Raw genomic sequence first — 9,269 nt, forward strand, 5'->3', positions numbered from 1 at the left:
GGGCGGGGCTCGGTCGCGCGAGACGTGCGGGTCAGGCGGCCAGGCGTGCTGCGAGGCCGTCCAGGACGGCCGCGCCTGTGCCGGCGGCCCAGGTCGGTGCGCCGGACGGGCGCCCCGACGTCAGCGCCTTGGTGCATCTCGTGCTCGCCGGTGATCGGATGCTCGCGCATGCCGGACCCGGACGGACCGGTGCCGGCGGGTCAGGCCCGGTGTCGTGCCTTGGCGGCCACCGACGTGTACCCGGCGCTCGCGGCAGCCCGGTGGTGACCGCCGTAGACCGGGGTCTGCGCGGAGCCGAGGACGAGCCGGGTGAGCCAGTCCGGGACGCGGGGCTCGGCCCACCGCCACAGGGCGTACCAGGCGGCGATCGTGGCGGTGGTGACCAGCGCGAGCATCGCCTCGGACGAGAGCCAGTCGCCGAGAGCGGTCCCGACGTCGCCGGGCAGGTGCGGGAGCAGCCCGCGCAGGACGACGGCCACGACCGAGCCCCACAGGACCGGCACGTAGGTCCGCAGGTAGCCGGGGACGCGTTCGGCGATCGGGGGCGTGTCCATCACGCCGTCGTGAGCGGGAAGGCTGCCACGACCGCGGCGTACTGCGCCGCCGAGACCTGCACGGTGGGCAGGGTCTGGGAGAGCGCGACGTACTGGTCCCAGCCGATGATCGGTGCCGAGCGGGCGCCCGAGACGATGATCGCTGCGTTGGTGGCCTTGTTGAGAATCACAACCATTTTGTCCTCCTGGACGGGAAGCTGGATCGGGACGGGGGGGATCGCGGCGAGGATGCCGGGAATCTGTGCGATGCGTGCGTCGCCGGGGCAGGTCTTGCCGACGCTGGTCGAGTAGTACTGGCCGCCGTCGACCCGGTAGCCGGGGCGGAACGGGGGAGAGGACTCCACCCCCAGCCGGTGCCACGACAGACCACGGGAGCTCTCGCCGACACGGGAGTCGGTGGCCAGCCGGAGGGGGATCGTCCGATGGGTGTGGGTGATCCAGGTGGCCAAGGCCTTGAGGGCAGCGACCTGGGCGGCGGTCCACGCAGGTGGCTGGCCGGTGGTCCAGACGCGCCCGTGCCCGTCCCACGACTCGATCGAGATGGTCGCGTCGTTGCCCTGATAGTCGGCGGCCGAGAAGAAGGCCGTGTCGATGTACTGCTCGACCGTGCCGTTCTCGGCGACGTAGAAGTGCGAGCAGGGGTTTCCGGGCTGGGAGAAGTAGGGATACATGGACGACGCGTCGCTGACGGCCGTGTGGAAGTTGATGCGGTTGCGGACGGTCGCGCGAACGTTCTCCGTGTTCGCGTGCGGGATCAGGCGCTGGACAGCACCTGGGTAGACAGGCATGTTTCCTCCTTGCATGAGAAGAGCCCCGGCACGATCGCGTGCGGGGCCGGTGGGTGGGACGGACAGGTGCAGGGGAGCCGGGCAGGTCAGGGCGCGCCCGGTATGGCGCGCACGAGCGTGACAAGGACCGCGAGGAGCGACCCGAGCCCGACGATCGAGGAGACGACGACCGAGGCGATGGTCCAGCCGGACGTTCCGGCCCTGGTCCCGGCCGCCGCGTTCCTCTCGAGGTCGCCGATGCTCACGGAGTGGGCGGCGGTGATCCGGTCGGTGGCGTCCAGGCGGCGCGCGTGCTCCTCGAGTCGCGCCGTCTGCGCGGCGAGCGCGGCGTCGACCTTGCCTTCGAGACGGGCGAGTGTCACCGGCGCGGAATCGGCCGACCGGTGCTCGGGAGCGTTCATGGTCGAACGGTGCCGATCCACTCGTAGGGCGTACAGCTCCACCGCATGACATGCCTCCTCGGCGGATCGGGTGCAGGACAGGTGGGGTGGCGCTCCGTCGTCGGTCCTGAGGATCAGGACGGTGCGCGCCGTGACGCCAGGTCGTGGTCTCGCCGCGGCAGGAGCACGCAGGCGTCCTCGTCGGACGGTCGAGACCCGGGCGTTCGCGAGCATGCCCGCCGACGTCGGGCCGGGGTCGGCGCCGGTCGGCCGGCGGGGCCAGGCGGGCCGTCCAGGCTGCACGCACCGACCGCCACGGAACGATCACGGCCCGGTTCCCTCGGTCTCGGCCTCGACAGGTGCGACGAGCCTCACGACGGCCTCGGCCGTGGTGATCCAGGCGGCGCGGCGGAGGGGGCCGAGGTCGTCCCAGTGCCCGAGGGTGTCCGTGGTGTGACGGGCGTACATCAGGGCCGCGACGCCCTCGACGAGCGTCGCGTCCCCGGGGACGGTGGCACCGTTCCCGTCACGGTCGAGCACGATGCCGAGATGCCCGGCGATCACCGGGACGGCGTTGGACAGGAAGGAGAGGCGACGAGCGTCGAGGTAGGGGTCTGGTCCGGTCACGGCGGGGCTCCATGTCGTCGGGCGGGGTGGGCGGGTGGCCGGGGCGACCCGTGCAGTGGGGACGGGCGCACCGGCCGGTGCGGTCGGTCATGCTGCCGACGGACCGGTCCGCTCCTCGCCGTGACCGGTGTCCGCTGGTCTGGCATCGCCGCCCGGCAGGCTGGAGCTCGCGCGCTCGCTCGGTGTCCTGCCGCCGTACATCCCGAACCGCAGGGCGCCGGGGGTGCGGGACTCCGCCGCGAGCGCTTCGTCGAGACAGGCGGTGGCGACACGGCAGGTGCCGCAGATGCGACGGGCCTCGTCGTAGGCGGTCGGGTGCTCCGAGGCCGGGTGCCACGGGTCGCCCCGCAGGGCGTGGTCCCAGCCTCGGCAGGTCGCGTCGAGGCGCCACTCGGCGGGCTCGCGGGTCGAGAGCCGTCCGGTGGGTCGGGTGAGCGACGTGGCGCGCAGGTCGGTCATCGGTCCTCCTCGGTGTCGTGGCCGGGTGATGGGTCGAGCTGGTGAAGACCCGCGTCGGGCGCTTCGTCGCGCAGCACGTTCCGGACGGCCGCCTCGCCCGTCGGGTCGCGGTAGCCGAGCACCGAGCGGAGAAGGTCGTCGGGGTCGACGTGCTGCATCTGCTCGGCGCGTCGCTGGATCCTGAGCGCGAGTCGTTGGGTCTTGCTGCGCCCCAGGTCGATGCCGTGGTCGCCGGCGAACGTCCGGATGCGCCGTTCCCAGCCCGTGAGGGAGATGGGCATGGCGAAGGCTCCTGGTCTCTTCGTCCGTGGCGTACCTCGGAGCGGGGGCGGGGGCTGTTCAGGCGGGGGTCGTGAGGTCCCGGACGGTGGAGAGTGCGAGCGTCGTGGTGCCGAGCGCGCTGGCGAGCGCCTTGATCTCGCGGACCGTGAAGTCGCCGTGCTGGTGGAGCTTGCGGTCGAGCGAGACGAGGGGGATGCCCGACGACGCGGAGAGCGAGAGCGTCGTCAGTCCGGTTTCCTGGCGAGCCGTCTCGATGTTGGCGGCCACTGCTGAGGTGTAGTGGTTGCTGTCCATATCGGCAACCATACTGCCCATCTGGGCAGTGCGCAAGATGAGCGCGATGGCGCTCCTGGCACTGGCGGTGCCCGATAGAACAGGTACGCTGCCCGTATGGACATCAACGAGGCAACTGCCCGCGCCATCGCGGCGGAGCGGGCGATCAGTGGGCTGACCGTTCGAGAGCTCGCCGCCAGGGCGGGGATCCCGGAGCGCTCGCTCATGCGCGTCCTCCAGGCGGAGCGCGAGATCAAGGTCGTTCAGGTGGCGCAGCTCGCCGAAGCCTTCGACATCCACCCTCACGAGATCCTCGAGCGTGCCGAGGTGATCCTCGCGCGAGCCGAGAGGGACCGGCCGGCGCTCGACGTGACCGTGCACGCGTTCCCCTCGCGGCACGCGGGAGGTGGTACTACGGTCGCCGAACCGCGAGTCATCGCGGCGATGGAGGACTACGACGGAGAGGACCTGGTGGCCGAGATGGAGAGCCACGAGGAGCAACCGTAGGAGCGTGGACATGTACGACCTGATCGAGCACGCGGAGTCGCTGGGTCTCGAGGTGCTCTTCGACGACCTCGGCGCCAGGCATGCTCACATCCGAGAGGACGGCGTCGTGGTGATCAACGAGAGCCGTTCGCACCTGCTCCAGCGGGTTGCTCTCGCGCACGAGTGCGGTCATCACGTCCACCGCCACGTCCACATGGTCGGGGCTCGTGAGTCGAGGCAGGAGTGGCAGGCCGACGAGTACGCCGCGAACCTGCTCTTCGGCCCCAGGGAGTACGCCCAGGCGGAGCGCATGTACGGGCCTGACGTCACCCTGATCGCGCGTGAGCTGGGCGTCCCCGCCCGGATGATCCACGCCTGGCGGCGGGCCTGGCGTGCGAACGCGCACCGCGTCCCGCGTGGCTTCGCGGCGTTCGGCTGACAGGTCCACGTCTGATCGGCGCGGCGGATCCCGTCGAGGGCTCGCCGCGCGCCGACGCCTCGCCGGGCGTTCCATGGGAGGCATGGTGCTGCAGATCCGTCGCGTCTACGCGGACCCCACGCCCGACGACGGCTACCGCGTCCTCGTCGACCGGCTCTGGCCGCGGGGGGTGAGCAAGGAACGGGCCCAGGTGGACCGCTGGCTCAAGGAGGTTGCGCCGTCGACCGCGCTGCGCACCTGGTTCCACCACGACCATGCGCTGTTCCACGAGTTCGCCGCGCGCTACCGCGCCGAGCTCGACCAGAACCCCGCGGTCGACGACCTGCGGGCGATCGTCGCCGAGCACCCGGTCGTGACCCTGCTGTACGGGGCCAAGGGCGAGCAGGAGAATCAGGCGGTGGTGCTGCGCGACTACCTGGTGACCAGGGACTGACGGGTGCCGGTCCGTGTCGAGCACGAGGTTTCGTGCGGTCGAGAACGAGACAGAGGTCGCCACGGGCAGCAGAACGACCTCAACCCCGTTCTCGGCACCGGGGATCAGGCGTCGCGGGCCGTCTTGACCGGCGTCGCGGCCCCACCAGCGGCCAACGGGTCGCGAAACGTCCGATACCTCCCGGAGGCCCGGATCGTCCCGTACAGCGAGCGAGCGGCGCCAGGTCGTGACACGATGCCACGTCCGCTCGACAAGAAGGAGACGTATCGTGCCCACCGGTAACAACCGCACCACGTCAGGGACCGCCCAGCGGCTCCAGCAGAGCAAGGGCCTGCGGGTCCTGGCCCGCGCCGGCTACGCCGTCAGCGGTCTGCTGCACATCATGATCGGGATCATCGCGGTGAGGATCGCGACCGGATCGGGCGGTGGAGAGGCCGACCAGACGGGCGCGCTCCAGGAGATCGCCGGGACGACCGGGGGAGCTTTCGTGCTCTGGTTCGCCGTCGTCGCCTTCGTCGCGCTCGGGCTCTGGCAGGTCCTCGAGGCGATCGCCGGCACGAGCGGTGACGCCAAGGACCGGTCGGCGTTCCGCGCGAAGTCCGCCGGCAAGGCCGTCGTCTACCTGGCACTGGGGGCGTTGACGCTCCAGGTCGTGAGCGGGTCGGGCGGCGGGGGGCAGCAGGACACGCTCACGGCGTCGCTCCTCTCGAACGGCGCAGGCAGGGTGCTCGTGGGTGCTGTCGGGGTCGGCATCGTCGTGACCGGCGTCTACCACGTGGTCAAAGGCTGGAAGAAGCGCTTCCTCCAGGACCTCGAGGGCAACGCCGGCGGCCAGGTCGGTCATGCCGTCGTCGTCCTCGGGCGGGTCGGGTACATCGCCAAGGGGATCGCGCTCGGTGTGCTCGGGGCGCTCGTGGTGGCCGCCGCGGTGACGGCCGACCCGGCGAAGGCGAGCGGCCTCGACGCGGCGCTGCGGACCATCGGCGACCAGCCTTTCGGTGCCTTCCTGCTGGCCGCCACGGGCGTCGGGTTCGCCGCCTACGGCGTGTACTCGTTCGCCCGTGCCCGGTACGCACGGATGTGAGACGGCCATGGGTGCCATGGAAGAATGGCGCCCATGGCGATGAGAGAGATCCGTGTGATCCCGGACCCCGTGCTCCGCACCCCGTGCGACGAGATCACCACCGTCGACGACCGGGTGCGCTCGCTCGTCGCAGACCTGGTCGAGACCGTCGACCACGAGGGCCGCGCCGGCCTGGCCGCCAACCAGATCGGCGTCAACCTGCGCGCCTTCTCGTGGAACATCGAGGACGAGATCGGTTACGTCCTCAACCCGAAGATCGTCGAGCTGTCGGACGAGACCCAGGACGGTGACGAGGGCTGCCTGTCGGTCCCCGGGCTCTGGTATCCCACGCGTCGCGCCTGGTACGCCCGGGTCGTCGGCATGGACCTCGACGGCAACGAGATCACGGTCGAGGGGACCGAGCTCATGGCTCGTTGCCTCCAGCACGAGACGGACCACCTGGACGGCATGCTCTACCTCGACCGCCTGGACCGGGCCGTCCGCAAGAAGGCCATGCGGGAGATGCGCGCCCAGCTCTGAGCCGCACGACGGCGATCCCCTCTCCCGGCCCAGCCCGGCCCTGCCCTGGACCCCGCGGAGAGGGGGCGCCGCGTCCTCCCGTGCGAGGACGACTGTCGCGTGACGCGACCGCATAGGGGGAGAAGGGCGCGCCAGGGAGCCCTACCGCAGCGAGGCGAGAACTGCCATGGGGAGTCCTCCCCTCGCGATTCGGTCGACTCTCAGGCAAGATATGGCTCGTAGACCGCTGGTTGATCAGGCATGATGATCCACCCCTGGTGAGGACGTTGGGGAAGACGAAACCTCGACCTAGGGAGGAAGACATGACTGGTGCCATCACACGCGGTGTTCTTTTCGTGCACTCGGCGCCCCGGGCGCTGAGCCCGCACCTGGAGTGGGCTGCCGGGAACGTCCTGGGCGTGCGCGTCACGCTGGACTGGACCGAGCAGCCTGCTGCCCGCGACCTCTACCGGGCGGAGCTCGCGTGGCAGGGCGCGCAGGGAACCGGTGCCCGCCTCGCCTCGGCGTTGCGCGGGTGGTCCCACCTTCGCTACGAGGTCACCGAGGACGCGAGCCACGGGGCCGACGGCGCCCGCTGGTCCCACACCCCTGACCTCGGAATCTTCCACGCGGTGACCGACGTGCACGGCAACGTCATGATCCCTGAGGACCGTGTGCGCGCCGCCCTCGAGGTCGCGCACGACAACCGCGCCATGCGCGACGCGCTGCACCTGGCCCTCGGCAAGGCGTGGGACGACGAGCTCGAGCCCTTCCGGCACGCGGGCGAGGACTCGAACGTGCGCTGGCTCCACCGCGTGGGCTGACCCTGTTCTCACCCCCACGGGGGACCTGGCGACCTCACCGTCGCCCGATGCCTGCCGGCTACTAGGAACCGGCAGGCATCGTCGTTCGCGGGGGAGTCGTCGGCGGGCGGGACGTCGACGCGCCCCCCTCGTCGACGGTCCTGGCCGTGCCGTGGCCGGTGACGGCACCGACCGGCTGGAGGGCGCCGTCACCGCCCGGCGGGACAGGAGCCGGCGGCGTGCCGGAGCGCCGCCGCACGCGGTCCCACCCGCGCCGTAGCGCAGGCGCCAGACGGCGTTCGACGGCCTGGTAGGTCACGTCCCGGATGAAGATGGCGTCGATGGCGATCATGGTCATCGAGAAGTACATGAGCCCCATGAGCACGCCGATCCCCAGGTGCATGCCCGTGATGGCGACGAGGGCGAGGATGCGGGTCGAGCGACGAAGCAGCAGGAACGGGAAGAAGAGCTGCACGAACACCGCGCTGTAGCTGAGGATCGCGACGAGCACGCCCGAGCGTCCCATGACCTCGGTCAGGGCAGGCCAGGTCGAGAACTCGTCGAGCTGGAACACGTAGTAGATCGCGGTGCCGTGCTGCCACATCCCGCCCTGGATCTTGTACATGGCCGAGGCCACGTAGACCACGAAGATCTGGAACGCGATGAGCACCACGGCCCCGTTGTGCAGCAGCGTGGCGAGCCACGCCCAGGACGCGGAGCGCGAGGGCTTGCCGGCCGCCTCGGCCGCGCGGCGCCGTCGGGCATCGAGGGACCACCTGCCCGACGTGTCCACGAAGACCATGTACAGCAGCACCATGCGCATGAGCTGGATGCCGCCGTCGCCGATGTACGCGTTGGTACGGAACAACGCGATGTACAGCACCAGCAGCACCGGGATGACGATTCTCGAGCGCCAGCCCAGCACCAGCAGCACCGAGAGGGCGATGAGCGCGAGGTACTGCAGGTCGAACGCCCAGGGCGGGGCCGAGCCGCTGAAGAACGTGTCGAGCCAGGACGGGAACTCGTCCACCTCGACGCGACCCTGCGCGAAGGTGCGCCCCGCACCCCACGCCAGGCTGCGGTCGTCCCAGTTGGCCGCGAGCTGCACCGCGATGATCAGGCCGAAGCCGATGCGCAGCACCGCGACGCCGTAGGACGCCTTGCGGGAGTCGAGCATCCAGGACTCGCCGGCCGCCCAGGTGCTGCGCACCCAGCCGGTCGCGCCCGTCCAGAGGCCGGTCATGCCCGTGGCGCCGGTGTCGCTGCTCATGAGACCCACTCCCCGAAGACGCCGCTGAAGCCCGCGCGGGCCTCGGGGGTGACCGGCGACGGGTCGCGCCAGCCCAGCCGGGTGAACTGCTCCTCCGGGCGCTGGATGCCCGGCGTGAGCCGCTGCTCGAACGGCACGACGCCCTGCGTGGACGTGCTCATCTGGATCGCGACGAGCTCGGAGCCCGGCCACAGGTCCATGGCGGCGAGCGTGCCGAACTCGTAGAGCGAGTCCTCGGACAGCAGGTACGAGTCCATGCCGCTCACGCTCATGCCCGTCCCCAGCAGTGCCCGTGTGAGGTCCTGGCGCCCGCTGGTGCCGTCGGCCGAGACGTGGTCCGAGTGGACGACGGCCTGCTGCTGGCCCTCGAGGGTGCTGTACGACGTCGTGTAGAAGCGGTTCATGCTGACCGGGATTCGCCAGGTGCGCGTCGGCAGGATCTGGTGCCGGACCTGCTCGTTGAAGACGTCCCCCAGGTTGGCCCACTCCGAGACGGTCTCGACGCCTGCCGCGTCCTGGATGGTCGCGCGCACCCACACGCGCAGGTCGACCGACTGCGGGTCCGGCGCGAAGATCTGCCAGTTCTGCGCGAACAGCGGGTACATGTGCTTGGACGTGACCGGAGAGGCCTTGTCGTTGATCGCCGACGTGGGCGCGGCCCAGAGGAAGGTCGAGAACATGTGGAACGCGACCAGCGCGGCCACGACGACCAGGGCGGTGCGTTGCACGACCGTGCGGGAACCCGCGGAGCTCACCGTGTACCTCCACATCGAGGACGGCCCGAACGACCGCGTTCGGGGAATGATAACCGGTGCTAACGATCCCACGGAATCCCGGTCTCCTCGCGCACGACGCGAGGCGCACGACGCGAGAACGACGACGCCCGCCGGTGG

15 protein-coding genes are annotated in these 9,269 nt (G+C 70.8%); 6 read left to right on the top strand and 9 right to left on the bottom strand.

Going from position 1 to position 9,269, the window contains the following annotated elements; all coding sequences use genetic code 11:
* Window positions 1-200: 200 nt before the first annotated feature.
* The 7 genes from ACFRCR_RS13280 to ACFRCR_RS13310 form a co-directional block, all read right to left on the bottom strand.
* Window positions 201-554: a hypothetical protein gene (locus tag ACFRCR_RS13280; RefSeq protein ID WP_377678139.1), complete on the bottom strand. Its 354-nt coding sequence runs from the start codon at window positions 552-554 to the stop codon at window positions 201-203.
* The gene (locus ACFRCR_RS13285) at window positions 554-1,342 is read right to left on the bottom strand and encodes an N-acetylmuramoyl-L-alanine amidase (RefSeq protein WP_377678140.1); all 789 of its coding nucleotides are present in this window, start codon (window positions 1,340-1,342) and stop codon (window positions 554-556) included. Before ACFRCR_RS13285 ends, ACFRCR_RS13280 begins: the two co-directional genes overlap by 1 nt.
* Before the next feature lie 86 nt (window positions 1,343-1,428).
* Window positions 1,429-1,743, bottom strand: coding sequence for a hypothetical protein (locus ACFRCR_RS13290; protein ID WP_377678142.1), 315 nt, complete (start codon window positions 1,741-1,743; stop codon window positions 1,429-1,431).
* Between the two features lie 303 nt (window positions 1,744-2,046).
* Window positions 2,047-2,349: a hypothetical protein gene (locus ACFRCR_RS13295; protein ID WP_377678144.1), complete on the bottom strand. Its 303-nt coding sequence runs from the start codon at window positions 2,347-2,349 to the stop codon at window positions 2,047-2,049.
* Window positions 2,350-2,436: 87 nt separating this feature from the next.
* A complete protein-coding gene (locus tag ACFRCR_RS13300) occupies window positions 2,437-2,808 on the bottom strand; it encodes a WhiB family transcriptional regulator (protein ID WP_377678145.1) in 372 nt (123 codons plus the stop codon).
* Window positions 2,805-3,089 carry a hypothetical protein gene (locus ACFRCR_RS13305; protein ID WP_377678147.1) on the bottom strand — a complete coding sequence of 95 codons (285 nt, stop codon included), beginning with the start codon at window positions 3,087-3,089 and terminating at the stop codon, window positions 2,805-2,807. Before ACFRCR_RS13305 ends, ACFRCR_RS13300 begins: the two co-directional genes overlap by 4 nt.
* 58 nt (window positions 3,090-3,147) lie before the next feature.
* A complete protein-coding gene (locus ACFRCR_RS13310) occupies window positions 3,148-3,384 on the bottom strand; it encodes a hypothetical protein (RefSeq protein WP_377678149.1) in 237 nt (78 codons plus the stop codon).
* A 96-nt stretch (window positions 3,385-3,480) separates the two neighbouring features.
* Here ACFRCR_RS13310 and ACFRCR_RS13315 point away from each other — a divergent pair, with 96 nt between their 5' ends.
* The 6 genes from ACFRCR_RS13315 (at window position 3,481) to ACFRCR_RS13340 (ending at window position 7,127) form a co-directional block, all read left to right on the top strand.
* Window positions 3,481-3,870, top strand: coding sequence for a helix-turn-helix domain-containing protein (locus ACFRCR_RS13315; RefSeq protein ID WP_377678151.1), 390 nt, complete (start codon window positions 3,481-3,483; stop codon window positions 3,868-3,870).
* 10 nt (window positions 3,871-3,880) lie between these two features.
* A complete protein-coding gene (locus tag ACFRCR_RS13320) occupies window positions 3,881-4,288 on the top strand; it encodes an ImmA/IrrE family metallo-endopeptidase (RefSeq protein ID WP_377678153.1) in 408 nt (135 codons plus the stop codon).
* 82 nt (window positions 4,289-4,370) lie between these two features.
* On the top strand, window positions 4,371-4,721 hold the full coding sequence (locus ACFRCR_RS13325; protein ID WP_377678154.1) for a DUF488 domain-containing protein: 351 nt from the start codon (window positions 4,371-4,373) through the stop codon (window positions 4,719-4,721).
* 268 nt (window positions 4,722-4,989) lie between these two features.
* A complete protein-coding gene (locus tag ACFRCR_RS13330; RefSeq protein ID WP_377678156.1) occupies window positions 4,990-5,805 on the top strand; it encodes a DUF1206 domain-containing protein in 816 nt (271 codons plus the stop codon).
* 33 nt (window positions 5,806-5,838) lie between these two features.
* Entirely contained in the window at window positions 5,839-6,324 is a 486-nt protein-coding gene (gene def / locus ACFRCR_RS13335; protein ID WP_377678158.1) for a peptide deformylase, read from the top strand.
* Window positions 6,325-6,626: 302 nt separating this feature from the next.
* Window positions 6,627-7,127 (top strand): DUF3145 domain-containing protein, encoded by a 501-nt coding sequence (locus ACFRCR_RS13340; protein ID WP_377678159.1) that lies wholly within the window; start codon window positions 6,627-6,629, stop codon window positions 7,125-7,127.
* Window positions 7,128-7,188: 61 nt separating this feature from the next.
* On the opposite strand, the gene ACFRCR_RS13345 is transcribed toward ACFRCR_RS13340, so the two are convergent.
* Both ACFRCR_RS13345 and ACFRCR_RS13350 read right to left on the bottom strand, forming a co-directional pair.
* The gene (locus ACFRCR_RS13345) at window positions 7,189-8,376 is read right to left on the bottom strand and encodes an HTTM domain-containing protein (protein ID WP_377678162.1); all 1,188 of its coding nucleotides are present in this window, start codon (window positions 8,374-8,376) and stop codon (window positions 7,189-7,191) included.
* Window positions 8,373-9,131: a DUF5819 family protein gene (locus ACFRCR_RS13350; RefSeq protein WP_377678164.1), complete on the bottom strand. Its 759-nt coding sequence runs from the start codon at window positions 9,129-9,131 to the stop codon at window positions 8,373-8,375. The genes ACFRCR_RS13345 and ACFRCR_RS13350 overlap by 4 nt, the downstream gene beginning before the upstream one ends.
* Between the last annotated feature and the right edge of the window lie 138 nt (window positions 9,132-9,269).

The organism is Oerskovia sp. NPDC056781 (genome assembly GCF_042789955.1).
Taxonomy (GTDB): domain Bacteria; phylum Actinomycetota; class Actinomycetes; order Actinomycetales; family Cellulomonadaceae; genus Oerskovia; species Oerskovia rustica.